21 protein-coding genes and 1 tRNA gene are annotated in these 23,110 nt (G+C 38.9%); 15 read left to right on the forward strand and 7 right to left on the reverse strand.

The annotated features are described in order from the left end of the window. Positions 1-45: 45 nt before the first annotated feature. Together CFS60_RS07225 and CFS60_RS07230 are read right to left on the reverse strand one after the other, a co-directional pair. Complete coding sequence (locus CFS60_RS07225; protein ID WP_088810099.1) at positions 46-1,350, reverse strand: ABC transporter substrate-binding protein; 1,305 nt, start codon at positions 1,348-1,350, stop codon at positions 46-48. Next, complete coding sequence (locus tag CFS60_RS07230; protein ID WP_088839033.1) at positions 1,347-3,038, reverse strand: alpha-amylase family glycosyl hydrolase; 1,692 nt, start codon at positions 3,036-3,038, stop codon at positions 1,347-1,349. Before CFS60_RS07230 ends, CFS60_RS07225 begins: the two co-directional genes overlap by 4 nt. Positions 3,039-3,247: 209 nt before the next feature. Between CFS60_RS07230 and CFS60_RS07240 the strand changes: the two genes are divergently transcribed. The 6 genes from CFS60_RS07240 to CFS60_RS07265 all read left to right on the forward strand — a co-directional run bounded on the left by CFS60_RS07240 (position 3,248) and on the right by CFS60_RS07265 (position 7,900). Continuing rightward, entirely contained in the window at positions 3,248-4,267 is a 1,020-nt protein-coding gene (locus CFS60_RS07240) for a LacI family DNA-binding transcriptional regulator (protein WP_088810101.1), read from the forward strand. A 192-nt stretch (positions 4,268-4,459) separates the two neighbouring features. After that, complete coding sequence (locus tag CFS60_RS07245; RefSeq protein WP_088810102.1) at positions 4,460-4,792, forward strand: PadR family transcriptional regulator; 333 nt, start codon at positions 4,460-4,462, stop codon at positions 4,790-4,792. Continuing rightward, the gene (locus tag CFS60_RS07250; protein ID WP_088810103.1) at positions 4,785-5,372 is read left to right on the forward strand and encodes an HAAS domain-containing protein; all 588 of its coding nucleotides are present in this window, start codon (positions 4,785-4,787) and stop codon (positions 5,370-5,372) included. The genes CFS60_RS07245 and CFS60_RS07250 overlap by 8 nt, the downstream gene beginning before the upstream one ends. Position 5,373: 1 nt before the next feature. Beyond that, entirely contained in the window at positions 5,374-6,465 is a 1,092-nt protein-coding gene (locus CFS60_RS07255; protein WP_088825758.1) for a DUF4097 family beta strand repeat-containing protein, read from the forward strand. 95 nt (positions 6,466-6,560) lie between these two features. Continuing rightward, positions 6,561-6,633 (forward strand) — tRNA-Val (locus tag CFS60_RS07260). Between the two features lie 100 nt (positions 6,634-6,733). Further along, a complete protein-coding gene (locus CFS60_RS07265) occupies positions 6,734-7,900 on the forward strand; it encodes a metallophosphoesterase (RefSeq protein WP_088839034.1) in 1,167 nt (388 codons plus the stop codon). A gap of 130 nt (positions 7,901-8,030) precedes the next feature. On the opposite strand, the gene jag is transcribed toward CFS60_RS07265, so the two are convergent. The 5 genes from jag to CFS60_RS07290 form a co-directional block, all read right to left on the reverse strand. Next, positions 8,031-8,651, reverse strand: coding sequence for an RNA-binding cell elongation regulator Jag/EloR (gene jag / locus CFS60_RS07270; protein ID WP_088810106.1), 621 nt, complete (start codon positions 8,649-8,651; stop codon positions 8,031-8,033). Further along, complete coding sequence (gene yidC / locus CFS60_RS07275) at positions 8,648-9,511, reverse strand: membrane protein insertase YidC (protein WP_088810107.1); 864 nt, start codon at positions 9,509-9,511, stop codon at positions 8,648-8,650. Before yidC ends, jag begins: the two co-directional genes overlap by 4 nt. A 40-nt stretch (positions 9,512-9,551) precedes the next feature. Then, positions 9,552-9,914, reverse strand: coding sequence for a ribonuclease P protein component (gene rnpA / locus CFS60_RS07280; RefSeq protein WP_088810108.1), 363 nt, complete (start codon positions 9,912-9,914; stop codon positions 9,552-9,554). Between the two features lie 83 nt (positions 9,915-9,997). After that, positions 9,998-10,132 carry a 50S ribosomal protein L34 gene (gene rpmH, locus CFS60_RS07285; RefSeq protein WP_007548627.1) on the reverse strand — a complete coding sequence of 45 codons (135 nt, stop codon included), beginning with the start codon at positions 10,130-10,132 and terminating at the stop codon, positions 9,998-10,000. A 147-nt stretch (positions 10,133-10,279) separates the two neighbouring features. After that, positions 10,280-10,747 (reverse strand): hypothetical protein, encoded by a 468-nt coding sequence (locus CFS60_RS07290; protein ID WP_088810109.1) that lies wholly within the window; start codon positions 10,745-10,747, stop codon positions 10,280-10,282. A gap of 437 nt (positions 10,748-11,184) precedes the next feature. Here CFS60_RS07290 and dnaA point away from each other — a divergent pair, with 437 nt between their 5' ends. The 9 genes from dnaA to CFS60_RS07335 all read left to right on the forward strand — a co-directional run bounded on the left by dnaA (position 11,185) and on the right by CFS60_RS07335 (position 23,092). Then, positions 11,185-12,534 (forward strand): chromosomal replication initiator protein DnaA, encoded by a 1,350-nt coding sequence (gene dnaA / locus CFS60_RS07295; RefSeq protein WP_088810110.1) that lies wholly within the window; start codon positions 11,185-11,187, stop codon positions 12,532-12,534. 181 nt (positions 12,535-12,715) lie between these two features. Next, a complete protein-coding gene (gene dnaN, locus CFS60_RS07300; protein WP_088810111.1) occupies positions 12,716-13,861 on the forward strand; it encodes a DNA polymerase III subunit beta in 1,146 nt (381 codons plus the stop codon). A gap of 52 nt (positions 13,862-13,913) precedes the next feature. Beyond that, positions 13,914-15,257, forward strand: a complete 1,344-nt coding sequence (locus CFS60_RS07305; RefSeq protein ID WP_088816002.1) for an MATE family efflux transporter — start codon at positions 13,914-13,916, stop codon at positions 15,255-15,257. A gap of 160 nt (positions 15,258-15,417) precedes the next feature. Next, entirely contained in the window at positions 15,418-15,657 is a 240-nt protein-coding gene (gene yaaA, locus CFS60_RS07310) for a S4 domain-containing protein YaaA (RefSeq protein ID WP_369823186.1), read from the forward strand. A gap of 12 nt (positions 15,658-15,669) precedes the next feature. Next, positions 15,670-16,776 carry a DNA replication/repair protein RecF gene (gene recF / locus CFS60_RS07315; RefSeq protein ID WP_088810114.1) on the forward strand — a complete coding sequence of 369 codons (1,107 nt, stop codon included), beginning with the start codon at positions 15,670-15,672 and terminating at the stop codon, positions 16,774-16,776. A gap of 50 nt (positions 16,777-16,826) precedes the next feature. Beyond that, on the forward strand, positions 16,827-18,764 hold the full coding sequence (gene gyrB / locus CFS60_RS07320; RefSeq protein WP_088810115.1) for a DNA topoisomerase (ATP-hydrolyzing) subunit B: 1,938 nt from the start codon (positions 16,827-16,829) through the stop codon (positions 18,762-18,764). Between the two features lie 62 nt (positions 18,765-18,826). Continuing rightward, complete coding sequence (gyrA, locus tag CFS60_RS07325; RefSeq protein ID WP_088816001.1) at positions 18,827-21,352, forward strand: DNA gyrase subunit A; 2,526 nt, start codon at positions 18,827-18,829, stop codon at positions 21,350-21,352. A 136-nt stretch (positions 21,353-21,488) separates the two neighbouring features. Next, on the forward strand, positions 21,489-21,743 hold the full coding sequence (locus tag CFS60_RS07330; RefSeq protein ID WP_088810117.1) for a hypothetical protein: 255 nt from the start codon (positions 21,489-21,491) through the stop codon (positions 21,741-21,743). After that, positions 21,740-23,092, forward strand: coding sequence for a tripartite tricarboxylate transporter permease (locus CFS60_RS07335; protein ID WP_088810118.1), 1,353 nt, complete (start codon positions 21,740-21,742; stop codon positions 23,090-23,092). Before CFS60_RS07330 ends, CFS60_RS07335 begins: the two co-directional genes overlap by 4 nt. The last annotated feature ends 18 nt before the right edge of the window (positions 23,093-23,110 follow it).

Genomic DNA, 23,110 nt, shown 5'->3' on the forward strand with positions numbered 1-23,110 from the left:
CGGCACTCTTTTCTAAAATTTCGACCAAAAGAGTGCCATCCTTTTTTATTTCCCTGATGCATTTGATTCAGCTTTAGCTTGCGCCTCTTTTAAATCCTTCGAAGGACTGCCGCCGCCAACGGTTACATTGTTAACCATTTGAGCGATGATGCCCGAGCTCGTAATATCCCCCATCTTCGTGAAGTTTTTACCGTCAACAAGTCCGAAAACTTGGATTTCGTCAAACGAAGCTGCAATTTCATTCGAAAGGTCGCCAAATGCTTGAACGACTTCATTATTTTTGTACGCGTCTTCTTTTAAAACGTCCTTATTAACCGGTTGCGCACCGCCTGGTGACATCAGTACCCAAGACGCCATATTTTTCGGTTCCGATAAGAATTCAACAAACGTACTTGCCGCTTCTTTTTGTGCCTCATCAAGCCCTGCCGAAATCGTTAAACCTGAAACCGTACCATAAACAGCTTTTTCTTTTTGTTCTGGAATCGCAAAACCGATGTTGCTCGCGTCGCCGTCTTCAAACACAGCGGGCAGAATATAAGTTGAGTAAATCGCCATTGGCGCCGTTTTATTCATAAAAGCATCTTTAATTTCCGTAACATCGTTCGAGCCTGGCATCGTGTACTGCGAAAGCTCTTTATAGTAAGAGAGCGCCTCATTCATCGGCTTCGTATCGATTGTAATATCGCCGTCAGCATTTAAAACATTCGCTTTGTTAGAAAGAGCAAACTGAGAGAAGGCTTGCTCACTCATTGTGCTTTCTGCTGTTGGCATTGCAATCCCATACTTTTTATTTTTTGCATCCGTAAAGTGTTCTGCAATTTTCAAAACATCGTCCCAGCTTTTTGGTTCCGAAAAACCAGCGTCTGAAAGAGCCTTTTTGTCGTACCAAATGCCTTGTACCCAGCCACTAATTGGTGCCGCAATATAGCTTTTGCCGTCCTCAGAACGAACTAAGTTGCGAGCTCCCTCGTAGTAGCTATCTTCCCCAACTGTTTCCATCACATTTTTAACCGCATCTTGGTCAATCAATTTATCCTTATCCATAACTTTCGCGAAATCTTGACTTACTTCCATGACAGCCGGAAGCTTGCCAGAACGCGCGAGCGTCACCACTTTTGTGTTATACGCATCTTCCTCAACCGGAATTTGCTTCACTTTAATGTTTTTATGTTCTTTTTCAAAATCGGCAATCAATTTGTTGATGACATCTAGGCGATCTTTTTCCACCGAAGAGTGCATAAATTCAATTGTAACCTTCTCATCACTCGCTTTAGACCCACCTCCGCAAGCCGTCAGTAACGCGCCCAAAACAAGCACAACAACAAGTAAAACTAAGCTTTTTCTTTTCATGATTTTTCCTCCTCATTTGGTTTTAACCAGTAAAATGCATATGGTTCTAATTCTAAGGTACCGCTCCCACGATACGATTTACCCGAAATAATATCGGTGTAATTCCCTTCCTCTAAATCAAAATGTACCGTTTTATTAGCTAAATTATGAATGACTATCATTTCACCCGTTGCATTCACACGTTTTAAAGCAAACAATTCTTCGCCGCCGTCTAAAACTTCCATCGTAACGTCTGGGTGGAATAAAGGCTCATTTTTGCGCAGCGTCACGAGTTTTGTTAGCGCATCATACGTTTTATGGCGTAAACTTTCCGAATCCGCCAGTTCAGACGTAATTTCATCATAATGATATTTTTTACGATTAATCGAACGGTTATGTTTCGTTTTCTCTACGCCATCATAATCATTACGACTACCAAGCACACTTTGCACATAAATCGCCGGCACGCCCGGAATCGCAAGTAAGATGCTGTGCGCCACCAAAAAGCGCTTCAAACGCAAATCGTCCGCATCATTTATATGATTAAGCGCATCCATATACGTCACGTTCACCTCATAAGGACTTTTCGACCCGTCCGGATTTTCTTTATAAGAAACAAGCGCCCCTTCATCTTCAAGCAATTTCACAAGCGCCAAAATCTCTTCCTCTGGTACAATACCGCGAATCGGATTTAAACCAATGCCATCATGTGAAGCAAGAAAGTTAAAGTACGTTGTTTGTTTAAACGGCGTTTCAATCTCGCTTGCCCATGCCGAAAGCACTGACGCCTGCCCGCTTTTAACCGCATGGAGCACCAGTGGCGGCAACGGAAATTGATAAACCATTTGGGCTTCATCGTTATTTCCAAAATAACTAATATTATCGCGGTGTGGCACATTTGTTTCCGTAATTAAAACCGTACCTGGTTTTGCCGTATCCGCAATTAAACGGAACAATTTAATGATTTCATGCGTTTTCGGTAAATGAATTGAAGTCGTCCCCGGCTCCTTCCACATAAAACCTACCGCATCAAGCCGCACATAAGATGCCCCTTCTTCCAAGTAAGACAGCAAGACGTCCACCATTTTGTAAAGCACTTCTGGATTTTCAAAGTTCAAATCAATTTGATCGTCGCTAAAAGTGGTCCAAATATTCACTTTAGACCCATCTTTTTTCAAAAAAGGAGTTAAAAGTGGTGTCGCTCTCGGTCTAGTCACCTGACTTAAATCTGTATCCGCTGGCAAATCAATGAAAAACGCCTCATACTCCGGATTTCCCGCCAAATATCCCTTAAACCAATTGCTTTCCTTTGAAATATGATTGCACACGAAGTCGAACATCAGTCGCGTTTCGTCCGCGAGCGCCTGAATTTCCTGCCAATCGCCAAGCTCCGGATTCACTTTTTTATAATCAATGACCGAAAAGCCATCATCTGAAGAATAAGGATAAAACGGCAATATGTGCACCAGTTCAAACGAATTTTTCAAATATTTATCAAAAAACGTTTTAAATGTTGCCAGCTTCGCCTCGTCCTCCTTGAAAATTTGATCCCCGTATGTAATTAAAACAATATCCTTTTCGTCCCACTCCGCTTTACTATAAAGCGCTTTCTTTTTTGTTTCTAAAATACGCGCTTCAATTCTATCCGCAAGCTCCGGGACAACATCTGCATCATAAATGCGCGCCAAAATTTCTTGTAATTTTGCCATGATAACCTCCTTTTCGTGGTACCGCTCCCATAAAATGAATTATAAAATAGAAAGCGCTTTCTGTCAATTTATTTTTAAATTTTTTTACGAAAAGCTTTGGTATATCGTATTCTATTCTGCCGTGTTGGACAATTCCATTAAAATTGAGTAAGATACATTTAGAATCTTTTTTCATAAAACCGATACCATAAATAGAAAGGAAGATGGAATTGGCTGCCACGATATACGATATTGCGAAACATGCCGGTGTATCGAAATCAACGGTCTCACGTGTACTCAACAAACAAACGAATATTTCCGAAGAAGCACGCGAAAAAGTGCTCCGCGCCATTAAAGAATTAGATTATCAGCCTAGTAAACTCGCACGCGCACTAACTTCCTCAGGTTTTGATGCCATCATGGTCATTTCAAATCGCTCCACGAAAACAACATCAGGAAATCCATATTTTTCAGAAATCATTCATTCGATTTCAGTAGAAGCAGAACGGGAAAATTTTGATTTAATTTTGCAAACAGCCAAAAATAGTAAAGATGAGCTCCAGAAATGCCTTACAAAAATCCAAGAAAAGATGATAAAAGGCATTATCATGCTTAGTTCACCCGCAGACGAAACCTTTTTTGATAAAATTGACGCGTATAATATTCCTATCGTTGTTACGGGGAAAGTTGAAGGCGCTTACCGAAATATTTACTCCGTCGATACCGACAATTTTGGCGACAGCTACGCCCTAACCAAGTTTCTTATCCAAAACGGTCATAAAAAAATCGCCTGTATCCATGCCCCACTCGACTACCACGTTTCCGTTGACCGCCTAGCCGGCTTCAGAAACTGTCTATTCGACCATCAACTAGATATTCGTGCAAGCTGGATTATTGATAGCGGTTATCAAATTGAAGATAGCTACAAAGCCGCTGTACAATTAATGTCAAGCGACGATAAACCAACCGCCGTTTTCGCAACCGATGATATCAAAGTCATGAGCATTTACAAAATGGCGGCTGATCACGGATACAAAATTCCAGAAGATTTATCCGTCATCGGCTACAACGACAAAGTTGCATCAACCTTTTTGTCCCCCCCACTAACATCCATTGACATTCCCATTAATCGTCTGGGACAAAGTGCTACAAAACTTCTCTTTCAAATATTAAAAGGAGAACAAAACATTCCAAAAGAGACCATCATCTCCACCAATATGATTATAAGAGAATCCATTAAAGAGATTTAAATCAGGCCGAACAAAGTAGTTACTTTGTTCGGCCTGATTTATTTTAAGGAAGTATGTCTAGAATTCCAAGTAAAACTATCAATTCCATTTTAGTACCTTGCATTGAACAGTAGTTAGTGGTATACTATATTCGGGTAGTGAATAATAATCAGTACTGAGAAAATAAATATAGCAAAGAATGGAGGGCTTTTTATGGAAGTCAATCCGCAGTTTAAGAAAGGCGTCCTAGAATTATGTTGTTTGTATTTGATTCGTTCCAAGGACCGCTACGGTTATGAACTCGCGCAACAAGTTTCCATATACATTGAAGTCGCAGAAGGTGCCATTTATCCGGTATTACGACGACTTGTAAAAGATGAATATTGTACCACTTATTTGAAAGAGTCCACCGAAGGACCCTCACGAAAATATTATCAATTAACATTAAAGGGTGAAATTTACTTGAATGAATTAATTTTTGAATGGAGTAACTTTACAAACAGCGTCACAAAATTAATGGAAAAGGAGGGAGTGCGAGATGAATAAAGAACTATTTTTAACCGAATTAGAAGAGCGACTAGCCTCACTAAATCCAGCTGATCGCGAAGAATTACTCGAAGATTACCGCGAACACTTTAGAAGTGGCGAAGCAGAAGGCAAAAGCGAAGAAGAAATCGTCCTAAGCCTCGGCACGCCAAAATCAATCGCCGAAGACATCTTCACACAACGCGAAGAACTACTTCAAGACCCTATGACTCCGCCAGAAACATACTACGTTCCAAGAAAGCCGACCACAAAAGAACGCACACCAGGCTTAAGAGTCATTTTGCTCATCGGTCTTATCTTCCTAGATTTAATTCTTTTAATTCCCATCGGCATTTCAATTTGGAGTTTTGTCATTTCACTTTGGATTTTAGTCGGTACGCTCGTTTTATCACCAGTGTTACTACTCGTTTCCCTCATGTTTGGACAAACACTCGAAATGTATCAAGGCTTTGCAAGCATTGCCATGACCGGCCTAGGCTTAATGCTATTACCAGTTATTCTTTGGTTTACAAACCTTGTTAAAAAACTAAGTGTTCTAGTCATTTCTTGGCATACTTACACGCTGAAAGGAGGACGTTAAAATGAGAAATACAAAATGGACTTGGCGCGTCTTCTTTGCCGGCTTAGCTTTACTTATCATCGGCGGAATTGGCTTTGCTTTCACATTTAATGGCAACGTAATTGAAAAAGGCGAAGCTTATAACAAAACATTTACACTGACAGATGACAAGGTTGAAAATATTACATTAAATACGGAACACGACAGTAATATTATTTTTAAGGAAAGTCAAAATGGCAAAAATTATGTAGAAGTATCTGGTCACTACACAAAAAGTGAAATCGAACAAATTAAAACGACAGAGGTGCAAAATGACGGCACCACGCTTAACCTTGAAGTTAAAAACAAAGAACCGTTTGTTGACTTTATGAAGATAAATATATATGGCAAACAAGAAATTACGATTTATTTAAACAAAGAACAAGCTCTTAAAGAACTTGTTGTAGAAGGAAATTCGTCGGATATGATGGTTTCTGACGGCAGCTTGCAGACGCTTAAAGTGAGCGCTTCTTCTGGTGAAATTCAGCTTGAACGCACAAATGCTGACCAAATCAGCGTAAACAATGACTCTGGCGACACCCGCTTAGTTGACCTCACTGGTGACACAAATGTGAAAGCTTCTTCCGGGGAAATCGAAGCCGCGCGAATTGATGGCGATTTAACGACTGAAACGACCTCAGGCGATATTGATGCCGAAAATGTAACAGGCAGCGCCATCAAATTGGTGAGCAATTCGGGTAGCATTTCTGCTGATAACTTCAGTGCGAAACAAATTTCGCTTGAAACAAATTCAGGTGATATTGAAGGCAGCCAGTTAGATGGAAAAGTTCACTCAACCAGTTCTTCTGGCTCAATTGAATTAGATGGCCTCGGGGCAAGCGCTTCGGCCAAAACGAGCTCCGGCGATATTGAACTAGCCTTCAATCAGGAACCAAAAACGGTCACTGTAGATTCCAATTCGGGCGAGGTAAATGTAACGTTGCCGGCGGGAATTAAAGCCATTTACAATGTGCGCTCAGATTCTGGTGACATTAAAATGCCAAACAACTCGAAAAATGCATCTAGCGAAATAAACGCGGTCACCTCTTCTGGTGACATTAAAATAAGCGATTAAATTTAGCAAGCCAACACTTTGTTTTAACCAAAATAAAGGTGTTGGCTTTTTTGTTATTGACTTCTGCTGTTAAAATTCGTATCATTGGTTTATACGGTCCTGTAGCTCAGTTGGGAGAGTATCACCTTGACATGGTGGGGGTCGCTGGTTCGAGACCAGTCGGGACCATTTTGAAGCCTGTTTTCTACTCGTTAGAAAATGGGTTTTTATATTTATGCTATACTAAAATTAATGATTGTTTCACGTGAAACATTAAGGACGGGTTGTTATGGAAATTAAAACGTCAATTCATACTTTTTTTCTTTTAGTAGGTTTAAATCGCTTAGGGAAAGAAGTGTTTTTAGAGAAAATCATTTTGCCACAGTTGATTTTGGATTGCGAGGTACCACCCAAATTTGTGCATTTGGAACAAAACGCGGGTGATTTTGACCAAAAGTTGTTGGCAGCGATTCAGTATCCGGCAAATACGGAGTATGTTTTTGTTAGCGTGCCGCACTTGGCGGATGAGTTTTTGGATTATTTGAAGCGACATGCGCTGAAGAATCGATATTCGATTGAAATTTTTGACTTTGGGGATTCGAAATCGGCGTTCCACCATTTCAGTGACGCCAAGGTTCACCGTGTGGATTATCGTGAGAATTTGACGATTTCAAGCAATTACGAGGCGTACGCGACCTGTTTGCTGCCAGAAAATAAAACGTATCACATTATTGGAGATACGCATGAATGTGTAGCGGAGCTAAAAACCATGCTGGAAGACTTTGGATTCCAATTTGATGGATCTGACCGGGTTGCGGCTTGCCCGCCTGATGACCAGGCGTTTATTTTTTTAGGGGATTTTATTGATAAGGGCAAACAAACGCGGCAGATGGTCGAATTTCTCTTTGAAAATCAAAAGTATTTTTATTTTGTTCTCGGAAACCACGAAAGTTTCGTCTACAAATATATTCGCGGGGAAATTAAAGGGGCCAATCAAACAATTGTCGACACCTATTTCGACTCAATCCCCGTTTTGAAGGCCGATGCAGAATTACTTGCGAAATTTAACGCGCTTGTAAAAAATGCAAAGCCTTTTTACGAATTAAAAGGGCGTTTTATCGCCACACATGCGCCTTGTAAAAATAAGTATTTAGGCAAAATGGACGAGAAATCGCTACGTAAAATGCGAAATTTCCATTTAAATCGCGATATGCCCATTCAGGATCAGCTGCTATTTTTGAAAAAAGAAGCTTCTGAAGAACTTCCATTCCATTTTTTCGGTCATGTCGCCTGCGCGAATGCATTTCGAATCCACAACAAAGTGCATCTCGATACTGGCTGTGTTCACGCAAATTTGCTTACAGCCGCAATCACTGACGGCACTACCGTGCAAATTCACTCCATTCCCTCACATCATCACACGACTTTAACTAAAAAACTACCACATTTATTCTAAACGTCAAAAGACTGATGACAAATGGTGAGATTCTAGGCAAAGCCGAGTACCGCACCGGAGCGTACTTGAGTACGTGAGGAGCGGAACGGAGGCTTTAACGACGAAGATTGCTGTTTGTCATCAGTCTTTTTCATGATTTTGCTGGTTTAATTACAATATAACGGTACGGGTCGCGCCCTTCCGAATGTGTTTCAACTTTGGTATTTTCGCTTAAAATAGCATGAATGATTTTGCGTTCAAATGATGGCATTGGTTCCAAATGTACTGCACGCCGTGTTTTAATTGCTTTATCACCCATTTTTTTAGCGAGTCCAGAAAGTGTTTCATAACGTCTTTCACGATAATCGCCAACATTAATGATAATGTTTTTAAATTGTTCAGTTTGTTTGTTAGCAATTAGTTGTGTTAAATATTGAAGCGAGTTTAAAGTTTGACCATGTTTTCCAATTAAAACGCCTAGGTTTTCTCCAGAAATTTGGATTTTGATGTCTTTTCCCTCTTCTTCCACGTCAATTGAGATTTTTGCACCCATTTTTTCAGCAATATCCAAAATATAGTCGGTCGCGATTTGCGTGCCGTTTTCTTTTTCAATTACTTTAACCATAGCCAGACGTGAACCTAATCCGAAAATACCCTTTTTCCCTTCGTCCATAACCTCGACATCAACTTGATTTTTTTCAAGTTTTAGTTCTTTAAGTGCATTTTGAACAGCTTCTTCTACAGTTTGTCCTTGCGCAGTTATATCTCTCACTTTCTTTTCTTACCTCCTTTTTTCGAAGCTTTCATGTTTGCAGCTTTCTTTTGAAGTCTTGCTTCCTCTGCTTCTGCCGCTTCACGCGCTTCTAGTTCACGTTTATTTTTAAAAGGATTGTTTATTAAAAGTGTTTGGAATACGGTGAATACGTTACCGATAATCCAGTAAAGAGCCAGTGCTGATGGTAGCGTAATCCCCATGAATAAAATCATAACTGGCATGATATAAATAATCATCGCCATTGATTTATTTTGTTGTGTTTGTCCCATCATTGAAATTTTAGATGAGGCAAATGTTGTTAGGGCTGCTACAATTGGTAAAATGTAATAAGGATCTGGACTTCCGAGCGTCATCCACAAGAATGTATCTGTTTTAATTTCAGCAGTTCGGCTAATTGCTTGATAAAAGCCGATTAGAATAGGCATTTGAATCAAGAGTGGCAAACAACCCATCATTGGATTGATGTTATGCTCTTGGTATAAACGCATTGTTTCTTGTTGCAGTTTTTGTTTCGTTTCATTGTCTTTTGATGCATATTTTGCTTGAAGTTCTTTTAATTTTGGCTGAACATTCATCATTTCTTTTTGACTCTTAATTTGTTTAATCATAAGTGGCATAATGAGCAAACGAATTAAGATTGTAACAACAATAATTCCCATCGCGTAATTGCCACCGAATAAATCTGCAAACCAAGTAATCACCCAAGATAGAGGATAAACGATGTAATGACTCCAAAATCCTGTAGAGTCTTTTGTAATTGGGTCAGTTGAATACCCACACCCCGAAAGAACTGTCATAAGTAAAACGACTAAACTTGTAATAAACAGTTTTTTCTTCAGGTTCTTTTTCTTTTTCAAAAAGTATTACCTCCCATTCCGCCTTTTTTAAAATTCCCACTCATTTTGAATAGCTCTTTTTAGAACGTTTCATCGCCTTAGCAATTTTTAAAACGTGCTCTAAACTACTCTTTACTTCGTGAAAATCCATGTTGGCCGCCGGTTTTCTGGCGATAATAATATAATCATTTTGCGAATCAATTTCGTTCTCAAATTCATGAAAAGCTTGTCGTATGTAACGTTTAATACGATTTCGACAGACAGCGTTTCCAATTTTTTTACTAACGGATAAACCAATTCGAAAATGTTGTAAATCTTCTCTCTTTAATTTATACACGACAAATTGCCGGTTAGCAAATGACTTCCCTTTCTTAAAAACAAGCTGAAAATCATCATTTTTTTTGATCCGATACTCTTTTTTCATACAGACTCCTTTGGAATGTCCTACCTAAGTAAGAAAATACTTTAAACCTTCCAATAAAAAAACCACTGAGCCTTTTCAGTGGTCTACGCAGATAATACTTTTCTTCCTTTACGACGACGTGCTGCTAAAACTCTACGGCCGTTTTTAGAACTCATACGTGTACGGAAACCATGTACTTTTTTTCTTTTACGTTTACTTGGTTGATATGTTCTTTTCACTTTGTTACACCTCCCATAAATGGGTCCAATCGAATTAAATCTATTAGACAGTCTTAAATATTGTACGTAAATTAACTTTATTTGTCAATAGAGCTAGATAAACTCCGCACATAATCATACCATATTTTAAACATCAAAAAAACCCCTTTACTGCGATAAATTCAGATATTTTTTTCTCTCTGTTTTAAAATAGGGAATTTTTCGTTTGGAGACTTCCTCTAAATATTGAAGAAACTCACCAATTTTTTCATACTCTAGTGGGCATTCAAAATATAAATTTTTTTGAATCAAATAATTATCCATGTAATAGCTTGACTCATTAAATTTCAATAAATCTTCTATAAAATGAATAACTTTCGAAAATTTTGGCATCTCATCGACGTCTTCTATATCTGTGAAATGGAAGAAAAGAACATAAATATGATTTTTTTTAAGGCTTTCTTCAAATATTTTTGGTTCAATGCTACTTTTATAAAAAACAGTAAAATCTTTTAATACAGCTGGTTCCCTTTTATCATAAATGACTAAATAACCAAACGCTTTTTCTCTATTACTTTGTTCAGCAACTCGGTAAAATTCTAAATCTTTACTATTGATTAATCTCTGAAAATGCATGCTTGAACACAACCTTTTTGTCAAATTTACACTGTACTTTCATTCTACCATAGCTTTATATTTTTTGTTTAGTATGTGGATAAACTTAAACGTTCTTTTAAAATTATCCACATATTGCGATTTTTATTGTGGATAATTTGAATTGATTTTAAATTTTATTCAGATGGCTACTCACAAGTTATACACAATAACACATACTGTGGACAACTTTTTTTCACAGGTGGATAAGTTTGGGGAGCAATTTTGAAAGTCCTTGCTATTCAAGCTTTTTTTTGATAATATATCAGGTGTTGAAGAGTAAAATAATTGGGGAAAACTAAACTTATCCACAGTATCGTTTTACATTGTGGATATTTTTTAAACAGTACCGGGATATCTTTATCCACTGTTTTTCTAGCTTGTGGATAAATAATAAAAAAAGAAGAGGGGGGAGTTTTTTGCAACCAATTGAAGATGTTTGGTCTGATGTGCTACAAATCGTCCAAAAAAATATGAGTAAACCAAGTTACGACACATGGATGAAATCAACGACTGCACATTCATTAGAAGATAATACATTTATTATCTCAGCTCCTAATAATTTCGTACGGGATTGGCTAGAAAAAAGTTATACGCAATTTATCGCAAATATTTTGCAAGAAGTAACCGGAACATTGTTTGAAGTTCGTTTTATTGATGGTGAACAAGATGAAAACTTTGATTATAAGCCCATCCCACCTAACCAAATTATGTTGGATGAAAATGATCCAGACAATGCCAAACATATGTTAAATCCTAGATACGTTTTTGATACATTTGTTATTGGCTCAGGAAATCGATTTGCTCATGCGGCTTCACTTGCTGTTGCCGAAGCGCCTGCAAAAGCCTATAATCCATTATTTATTTACGGGGGCGTAGGGCTTGGAAAAACCCATTTAATGCACGCCGTAGGTCATTACGTACAGCAACATAAAGAAAATGCCAAAGTTATGTATTTATCAAGCGAAAAATTCACAAATGAATTTATTAGTTCTATTAGGGATAATAAGACCGAAGAATTTCGAACAAAATATCGGAATGTCGACGTTTTATTAATCGATGATATTCAATTTTTAGCTGGTAAAGAAGGAACACAAGAAGAGTTCTTTCATACTTTCAATACACTTTATGACGAACAAAAACAAATTATTATTTCCAGTGATCGGCCGCCGAAAGAGATTCCAACATTAGAGGACCGACTTCGTTCTCGCTTTGAATGGGGACTCATTACAGACATTACTCCACCGGATCTTGAAACACGGATTGCTATTTTACGGAAAAAGGCAAAAGCAGATGGCCTTGACATTCCAAATGAAGTCATGCTTTATATTGCCAACCAAATTGATTCCAATATTCGGGAACTTGAAGGTGCACTCATTCGTGTAGTCGCGTACTCCTCTTTAGTCAATAAAGATATTACTGCTGGCCTTGCTGCGGAAGCTTTGAAAGACATTATTCCGAACTCAAAATCGACCGTTATAACGATTAGCAGTATTCAAGAAGCAGTTGGCGAATATTTCCATGTTAAATTAGAAGATTTTAAAGCAAAAAAACGAACGAAAAGTATTGCTTTTCCTAGACAAATTGCGATGTATCTATCCCGTGAACTTACAGACGCTTCACTTCCAAAAATTGGTGATGAATTCGGCGGGCGTGACCATACAACGGTTATTCATGCTCACGAAAAAATTACACAACTCTTGAAAAGTGATACAGCTTTAAAAAATGATATCGCTGAAATTGAAAAAAACTTACGTAAGAATGTTTAATTGAATTGTGGACATGTGGAAAACTTGAACTTACTTATACACAACTTATTAACATGTGGAAAACTTTTTATACGAAGTCATTTTCTTACTTATCCACAAATCCACAGTGCCTATTACTATTACTACGATTTTTTATTAATTAATTAAAAGGTTTTACAAAAAATGATGATGGGGGATTTTTATGAAATTTGTTATTCAACGTGACCGCCTAGTTCTTGCTGTAAATGAAGTCACACGTGCTATCTCTTCCCGGACAACAATTCCAATTTTAACAGGGATAAAAATGATGGTGAATGATGAAGGTGTTACTTTAACAGGTAGCGATTCTGACATTTCAATCGAGGCATTTATCCCCTTAATTGAAAATGATGAAGTCGTTGTTGAAGTAGAATCATTCGGAGGCATCGTTTTACAATCTAAATATTTTGGAGATATTGTGCGACGCTTACCTGATGAAAATGTTGAAATAGAAGTCACAACAAATAATCAGACGACAATTCGTTCTGGACAAGCTTTTTTCACTTTAAATGGCTTAGATGTTTACGAATATCCGAAACTACCAGAAGTTTCAGATGGTAAAAAAATTCGGATTCCAATCAACGTACTTAAAAATATTATTCGTCAAACTGTTTTTGCGGTTTCCGCAATTGAAGTTCGACCTGTACTTACTGGTGTCAATTGGATTATTAAAAACAATACGCTAACGGCTGTTGCAACAGATAGCCACCGACTTGCGTTACGCGAAATTCCACTTGAAGCCGAAATTAATGAGGAGTACAACATTGTTATACCAGGAAAAAGTTTAGCTGAATTAAATAAAATTTTAGATGATGCGACGGAATCCATCGAAATGGTTCTCGCAAACAATCAAATTCTATTTAAATTAAAAGACTTGCTTTTCTATTCTCGTCTTTTGGAAGGAAGCTATCCAGATACATCGCGCTTAATTCCAACTGATACAAAATCAGAGCTAGTCATTAATGCGAAAGCTTTCTTACAAGCAATTGATCGTGCTTCCCTACTGGCGCGTGAAAATCGAAATAATGTTATTAAATTGACGACACTTGAAAATGGACAAGTTGAAATTTCTTCTAACTCTCCAGAAGTCGGAAATGTTTCCGAAAAACTATTTAGCCACAGTTTTACAGGTGAAGAATTAAAAATTTCGTTTAATGGGAAATATATGATGGATGCGCTTCGTGCTTTTGAAGGTGATGATATTCAAATTTCCTTCGCTGGGACAATGCGCCCATTCGTCCTTCGTCCTCGCGATGCAGAAAATCCAAATGAAATTTTACAACTTATTACACCTGTTCGTACGTATTAATTAAAAGCCCGCCTGATTTGGTGGGTTTTCTTTTTGAAGAGGTGCTTACGTTTTGATGAAAGATATGACTAAAGGAAATCCAACAAAATTAATTTTTTATTTTGCCATGCCAATGCTACTCGGCAATCTAGTTCAGCAACTCTACATTATGATTGATGCGGTAATTGTAGGGAAATTTGTTAGCGTCGACGCCCTCGCAGCAGTTGGTGCAACCGGCGCTATTAATTTTTTTATGATTTCCCTCATCATCGGTTTAATGAGTGGAATTGCTGTTGTTGTGGCGCAATATTTTGGGTTTCAAGATTACAATAAATTGAAAGATGTCATTGCAACGGCTTCTATCGCAGTTGTTGTTGCGGGAATTTTCTTCACCATTGTGGGGGTGCTACTCGCGAAACCATTACTACTTCTACTGCGCACGCCAGAAAATATATTGAATGACGCTAATATTTTTCTAACTACCTTGTTCATCGGCATCTTGCCAATGAGTTTATATAACGGAGTTTCGGCGATTTTACGTGCACTTGGAAATTCAATTACCCCACTCCTCTTTCTTATTTTTTCGTCACTTATGAACATCTTCCTCGACTTTGTTTTTGTTGTTTGGATGGATTATGGTGTGCAAGGCGCAGCTTGGGCGACTGTTTTATCACAAGTTATTGCCGCGATACTTTGCATTTACTACGCTTATAAACATGTTCCCTACATGCGCATTCAGCGAGATCGTTTTAAAATACATAAACCTCTTTTGCAGGAAATGATTCGTATAGGTTTGCCTTCAGGGCTTCAAGGGGCTTTCATCTCCATCGGGAATATGGCCATTCAAAGTTTAATCAATGGCTTCGGAGCGACAGTTGTTGCGGCCTATACCGCTGCCAGCCGAATTGACTCCCTCACCTACCAACCAGGCATTGCTTTCGGCGCTGCCTCTTCCACATTTGCCGCACAAAATGTTGGAGCTGGCAAACTGGACCGCGTAAAGAAAGGTTTTTGGTCGGGTATTAAAGTTGTCACCATAACAAGTTTAGTTATCACACTCATTGTGCAGCTTTTCGCGAAACAGTTTTTACTTCTTTTTGTAGACGGAAAAGAAAAAGAAGTGATTGAGATTGGTGTGAGTTATTTGCTTATTGTGTCTTTGTTTTATGTTGTTGTGGGGATTTTGTTTGTTGTACGTGAAACGCTTCGTGGTACTGGCGATGCCCTTGTGCCTCTAATGATGGGGATTTTTGAACTTGTTTCACGGCTTATTATTGGTTTTGCACTTTCTAAAGTTATGGGCTATGAAGGATTATGGTGGGCGACTCCAGTTGCTTGGGTTACGGCAACAATGCTTGGACTTTGGCGCTATAAGTCAGGTGCTTGGCAAAAAAAGGCTGTTATTCGAAAAAAATAGGAAAAATTAAAAAAACGTCACAGAAAGGCGTTTTTTTTAGTTTTTAAGAAAATAATATCCCCCCACTAGAAATAGTAAAAAAAGCCATAATTGAGTTATACGAAAATAAACTTTGTAATTATGGCTAAAGTTTAGTAAAATAGAAAGGTAGAGATAAAAAATGATTGGGTGTGAAAATTTGGCTAATGTAATAACAATCGATCGTGAATTTGTGACACTCGGGCAACTGCTACAAATGCTTGATGTTGTAAGTACAGGCGGTATGGCAAAAGCTTTTTTAAGCGAACATCCGATATATATCAATGGTGAGCAGGATAACAGACGCGGGAGAAAGCTGAGAAATGGCGATGTTGTACTTATTCCGGGAACTGGAAAAGTAAAAATTGAACAGGCGCTGTAATGGTGTAGAAAGATGCATTTAGAAAATATAGTCTTACGAAATTTTCGAAATTATGAAGAGTTAATGCTCGAATTTGATCCATCTGTTAATGTTTTTCTTGGCGAAAATGCGCAAGGAAAAACGAATTTGCTTGAAGCGATTTTAATTCTAGCGTTAGCAAAATCACATCGAACAACGAACGATAAAGATTTTATTAAATGGGATTCTGACGCAGCAAAAGTTGAAGGTCGCATCATGAAGCACGGTCAAAGCGTCCCTCTCGAACTCACTATTTCCCAAAAAGGTAAAAAAGCAAAGGTTAATCATTTGGAACAAAAAAAATTGAGCCAATATGTAGGAAACCTAAACGTGGTCATGTTTGCACCAGAAGATTTATCACTTGTAAAAGGTGCACCAGGCGTTAGACGTCGATTTTTAAATATGGAAATTGGTCAGATGCAACCCGTTTATTTGCACGATTTAAGTGTGTATCAGCGGATTTTACAGCAACGCAATCAATTTTTAAAGCTCGCCCAAATGAAGAAAAAATACGATGCGGTCATGTTGGATATTTTAACAGAGCAATTTGCGGAAGTGGCCGTTCGCCTAACTGAACGGCGTGATGCATTTATTCGAAAACTCGAAAGTTATGCGGCACCCATTCATCATGATATTTCACGGGGGCTTGAAACGCTTAAAATTAGTTATGAACCTTCAGTATCGCTAGTTGAAGAAGGAGATTCCATCTCAGCTTTACTCGAAAAAATGAAGACGATTCGGCAGAGAGAAATCGACCGAGGTGTAACGCTTATTGGACCACATCGGGATGATTCTCTATTTTATGTTAATGGGCAAAATGTTCAGGTTTTTGGCTCTCAAGGGCAGCAAAGAACAACGGCGCTATCTATTAAACTCGCTGAAATTGATTTGATTCATGAAGAAACAAACGAATACCCTTTACTCCTGCTGGATGATGTTTTAAGTGAACTTGATGATTTTAGGCAATCTCACTTATTAAATGCGATTGCGGGTAAAGTTCAAACTTTTGTTACGACAACGAGTGTCAGCGGAATTAATCATGAAACACTTACGAAAGCCACAACGTATATGGTTGAAAATGGCCACATTAAAAAATCCTGATTACTAGGTTGATATAATTTTAGAAATAAAGAAAGTGCGGTGGAACTTAAATGTCAGAAGAAAATATTTCAAATGTACAAGAAAATGCATCTGATTATAGTGATGATCAAATTCAAGTATTAGAAGGCTTAGAGGCGGTTAGAAAGCGTCCGGGTATGTATATCGGTTCAACAAGTCAACGCGGTTTGCATCACCTTGTTTGGGAGATTGTCGATAACGCAATTGATGAGGCACTCGCTGGATTTTGTACAGAAATTGAAATCACGATTGAAAGCGACAATAGTATTACAGTAAAAGATAATGGTCGTGGTATTCCAACTGGTATTAATGAAAAAGTTGGCCGTCCTACGGTAGAAGTTATTTTCACTGTTCTTCACGCTGGGGGGAAATTCGGCGGTGGCGGATATAAAGTTTCCGGCGGTTTGCACGGTGTTGGTGCATCAGTCGTCAACGCCCTTTCGACAAGTTTAGAAGTTTCCGTTCATCGTGACGGTGAAAAATTCTATCAGCGTTTTGAACGTGGGAATGTTGTGATGGATATGGAAAATCAAGGGAAAACCGATTACCGTGGAACAATTGTTCACTTCACACCAGACCCAGAAATTTTCACTGAAACTGTTGAATTTGATTATGAAACACTTCGTACGCGTACGCGCGAATTAGCGTTTTTAAATCGCGGTTTAAAAATCTCCATTGAAGATAAACGTGCAGAACATGAAACGAAAAATGAATATCATTATGAAGGCGGAATTAAATCCTACGTGGAACATTTAAACCGCGCAAAAGAAGTCATTCACGAGGAACCGATTTACATTGAAGGTGAACGTGATGGCATTATGGTTGAAGTTTCCATGCAGTACAATACAGGCTTCTCAAGCTCGATTATTTCGTTTGCGAACAACATTCACACCTATGAAGGTGGAACACACGAATCCGGCTTTAAAACCGCATTAACGCGTGTTATTAACGATTATGCGAGACGAAATAAGCTGTTTAAAGACAGCGACGAAAACCTGTCTGGTGAAGATGTCCGCGAAGGTCTTACTGCAATTATTTCCGTTAAACATCCAGATCCACAATTTGAAGGGCAAACAAAGACGAAACTTGGTAACTCCGAAGCGCGTTCGATTACGGATAAACTGTTTTCAGAAGCACTTAACAAATTTATGATGGAAAACCCTGATGTGGGTAAAAAAATGGTTGAAAAAGGCGTAATGGCCGCTCGCGCCCGTCTAGCAGCTAAACGTGCTCGTGAAGTGGCGCGTAAGAAGAGTGGACTTGAAATTTCAAGCTTGCCCGGTAAACTGGCCGACTGCTCATCAAGAAACCCGGAAATTAGCGAACTTTACATCGTTGAGGGTGACTCTGCCGGCGGTTCTGCAAAACAAGGTCGTGATCGTTTATTCCAAGCAATTTTACCGATTCGTGGGAAAATTTTAAACGTAGAAAAAGCGCGTTTAGATAAAATTTTAGCTAACGAAGAAATTCGAACGATTTTTACAGCGATGGGAACTGGTTTTGGCGGTGATTTTGATGTATCCAAATCGAGATATCACAAACTTATTATTATGACCGATGCCGACGTAGATGGTGCGCACATTCGTACCCTTCTACTCACATTGTTCTACCGCTATATGCGCCCGCTTGTTGATGCTGGTTACATTTATATCGCTCAACCCCCTCTTTTCCAAATAAAGCACGGGAAGCAAGTGGAATATGTTTATTCCGATAAACAACTAGAAGACTACTTGGCAGATTTAGACGGCGAGAAATATAGCATTCAGCGTTATAAAGGTCTTGGGGAAATGAACCCTGAACAATTATGGGAAACAACGATGAATCCAGAAAATCGGACGTTGCTACAAGTAAGCATTAATGATGCTATTGATGCTGATGAAACGTTTGAGATGTTAATGGGTGACCGCGTTGAACCAAGACGTAAGTTTATTGAAGAGAATGCACAATACGTTAAAAATCTAGATATTTAAATTATTTCCCGGGAAATAATTTTGAATAAGCTTGACAAACGGAAAGGGAGGTTTCGCTTAAAATGGCAGAAACACCGAATCAAAGAATAACTGAAGTGAATCTAAATAAAGAAATGCGAACATCGTTTCTCGACTATGCGATGAGTGTTATCGTGGCACGTGCACTTCCTGATGTTCGAGACGGGTTAAAACCCGTTCATCGTCGTATTTTATATGCGATGAACGATTTAGGAATGACTTCTGATAAAGCGTATAAAAAATCGGCACGTATCGTCGGTGAAGTAATTGGTAAGTATCACCCGCATGGTGATACAGCTGTGTATTTTACAATGGTTCGTATGGCACAAGATTTTAGTTATCGTAACATGCTTGTAGACGGTCACGGGAACTTTGGATCTGTCGATGGTGATATGGCTGCGGCAATGCGTTATACAGAAGCACGTATGTCCAAAATTTCAATGGAACTTTTAAGAGATATTAATAAAGACACAATTGATTACGTCGATAATTATGATGGCTCTGAAAAAGAACCAGTCATTTTACCTGCGCGTTTCCCAAACTTATTAGTGAATGGTTCCTCAGGTATTGCGGTTGGAATGGCAACAAATATTCCGACTCATCATCTTGGTGAAGTAATTGACGGCGTATTAGCGCTTAGTCATGATCCAGAAATTACAATTCGTGATTTAATGGAACATATTCCAGGACCAGACTTCCCTACTGCTGGTATGATTATGGGACGCAGTGGTATTCGCCGCGCTTATGAAACTGGTCGCGGTTCTATCACCGTTCGTGCCCGCGTAGATATTGAAACGAAAAATAACGGGAAAGAAACAATTGTTATTACTGAACTTCCGTATCAAGTGAATAAAGCCCGCTTGATTGAGCGTATTGCGGAATTAGCGCGTGAAAAGAAAATTGACGGAATTACAGATTTAAATGACGAGTCCGACCGTTCTGGTATGCGAATTGTTATTGAAGTTCGTCGCGATATTAGCGCAAGTGTTATCGTTAATAATCTGTATAAGATGACAGCTTTACAAACAACATTCGGCATTAACATGTTAGCGCTCGTAGATAACCACCCTAAAGTTTTAAATTTAAAAGAAATTTTGTATTACTATTTAGAACATCAAAAGGTCGTTATTCGCCGTCGTACGGAATTTGAACTCCGTAAAGCGGAAGCGCGCGCCCACATTTTAGAAGGTTTACGTATTGCGCTAGATAATATTGATGCAGTTATTCAACTCATTCGTAGTTCTAAAACGACTGAAGCGGCAAAAGAAGGTTTAATGACGCAATTTAGTCTTTCTGATAAACAAGCGCAAGCCATTTTAGACATGCGTTTGCAACGCCTGACTGGTTTAGAACGCGAAAAAATTGAAGAAGAATATCAAAATCTAATCGCACTTATCAATGAATTAAAAGCGATTTTAGCTGATGAAGAACGTATTTTAGAAATTATTCGCGAAGAATTAGAAGAGATTAAATTGAAATATGCTGATAAACGCCGCACAGAAATCTTAACAGGTGACCTTGTCAGCATTGAAGACGAGGATTTAATCCCAGAAGAAGAAGTTGCTGTGACCTTAACAAAACGCGGCTATATCAAGCGTTTGCCACTTTCTACGTATCGCAGTCAGCGGCGCGGTGGGCGCGGTGTCCAAGGTATGTCTACGCATGAAGATGATTTTGTAGAACATCTTGTGGCGACGAGCACACATGATACGCTACTTTTCTTTACAAATACAGGAAAAGTTTACCGTGCGAAAGGTTATGAAATTCCAGAATATGGTCGTACGGCAAAAGGGATTCCAATCATTAACTTACTTGGAATTGAAAGCCAAGAGCAAGTGAATGCGGTTATTAATTTAAGCGAGTTTACAGATGATAGCTATCTATTCTTTACGACTAAACACGGTGTAGTTAAACGGACGACCCTTTCGCAATTTGCTAAAATTCGTCAAAGTGGTCTTCGCGCTGTTGAACTTCGTGAAAATGATGAACTTATTTCTGTTCAAATGACAGATGGCCAAAAGAATATGATTATCGCAACAAAAGATGGTCAATCAATTTATTTCCCAGAAAATAATATTCGTGTAATGGGACGTACGGCTGCTGGAGTTCGTGGTATTCGTCTTCGTTCCGGTGATGAAGTTATTGGAATGGAAATTTTGGAAGACGATGAAAAAGTGCTTGTTGTAACAGAAAATGGTTACGGGAAACAAACCGCAGCTGAGCAATATCCACTACGTAATCGCGGTGGTATGGGTGTCAAAACCGTTTCTATTACAGAGAAAAATGGTCGGTTAGTGGCAATGAAAACTGTAACTGGCGAAGAAGATATTATGCTTATGACCGTAAGCGGCGTATTGATTCGTTTTGAAGTTGATACCGTTTCTCAAACAGGACGGAGCGCTATGGGCGTTAAACTAATTCGTTTAGATGAAGACGAAAAAGTAGCCACAGTAGCGAAAGTTCCAAAAGAAGATGAAACGGAAGAAGATTTAGAAGAAGAGGATCCACAAGTGTTAAAAACAGAAGTTCCAGATGAGAGCTTTGAAGACGGTCCAAGCGAAGACTTGTAAAAAAGTCAGTAAGTTCCAAGTGAGTTCAACTTACTTGGAACTTTTTCTGTGCGGATATTGAAAAAAAATCAATAAATGATTATGATATTCAGATAGTGGTTTGATTTATAATTCATTTGGAAAGCAGGAAAAAAGTATGCCAAAAAAGAAAGATGATGCTCAAAATATTGAAATTTGGGCGGATCTTGTTCACATAAAAGATTTAGTTTTAGCGACATTCATTTGTGTTGTTTTCACAATGGGCGGTTATTTTATTGCGCCTAATGAAGCACCGTTACCCCTATTTTTCGGCCTAGGTGGAGCGATTGTAGGTTTTATTATTTCGAGTTTTATTATTAAACCGAAGCGTACGCTAAAAGAAATTGATGAAACGGAGGATGTTGAAAAATGACCGTCCAACTTGTCATCGAAATGATTTTAGCGTCTGTTTTGGCGGCTGGTATTTACACGATTATCGGCATTGCGCCTGGAACTGATGAAACAGCCGTTCTGGCGCCTGTTACGCTTGCGCTCGTCCTTTTAGGCGTTTCGCCGATGGTTGTGCTCGCTTTTTTTGTTTCGGCAGTCGTAACACTCAATTTGACTGATGCGGTTCCTGTCGCCGTTGCAGGGACACCAGGCGGGGTCATGGCTTCGCCGATGGTTCCATATGGGCTGACACTTAAAAAAGCAGGACAATCGGTTGTGGGGATTCGAAAAATGGCTTCAGGCGCGGCCATCGGGACGATTATCGCTGTTCCTGTTAGTTTAGGGCTAGCCACACTACTCGCCCCACTGTCCGAAGTTATTACCAAATATGCCGCGCCCGTCTTTTTTGTCGGGGCAATTTTCTTAGCGCTTATGAGTAAAAATAAAATACTCTCGATTTTGGCTATCTTACCCTTCGGTTTGCTAATTGAAGGCCTACGTTATTTGTACTGGGGAATTGGCGCCATTCCAGAAGGAAAAACCGTTACCATTTCCTTTTTCCTTGGAATTACCATTGGCCCAATGATTTTCAGTATCATTTCACTGCTCAATAAAGAATATCGCGATGCCCTTCCAAAGCACGCAAAACGGGAAATTACGATTGCAAATGTCGGGAGGCAAAAAGGTTTTCCTAACCCATTTAAAGTTCTAACAAAGCAAGAATCATGGGCAACAATTGGGACTTCGCTCGCTGGGTGCTTTACGTTTTTCATGAGTCCTGTCGGGATGACCGTTTTATTCGGAGAAGGTGTTGTAAGCCGTGTAAAAGACCCGATTAAAAAAGCTAAAATTGCGTTAGCAAGCATGGAAGGTTTGGCGCATTCCACTTATTTAGCAGGTCTTTTAATTCCATTAATTGCGCTCGGTGTGCCGCTTTCACCCGTTGCAATTGGGCCGGCCAATCCGTTGTTTAATGCGCCGCCCGTCTTTACGCTCGATCATAACATGTATCACATTTTATCGATGTCGGAATTTACGGTTGCAACGATTATCGGTTCTGTAGTAGGACTTGGACTAACATATTATGTTATCATGAAGTATTCCCAACAAATTTGCCGTTTTGTATTTAAATACATTCCTCATGAAGCCATTTTGGGACTTTTCATTGCACTCGTCATGATGTTAAGTTACATGGACGGCGGTTTTATTAATATGGCGGGAGTTTTACTTGTAGCAATTGTATCAGGAGCTTTAAGCCGACTTGGTATTAATTTTGGTGTGCTCTTTATGACGCTTTATGCAGCGCCGTGGATTGTTACAACGTTATTTTAATGTAGGAAGGAATGGAGC

Origin of the sequence: Listeria sp. ILCC792 (assembly GCF_900186135.1) — a bacterium.
In the GTDB taxonomy this organism is placed as follows: Bacteria; Bacillota; Bacilli; order Lactobacillales; family Listeriaceae; genus Listeria; species Listeria goaensis.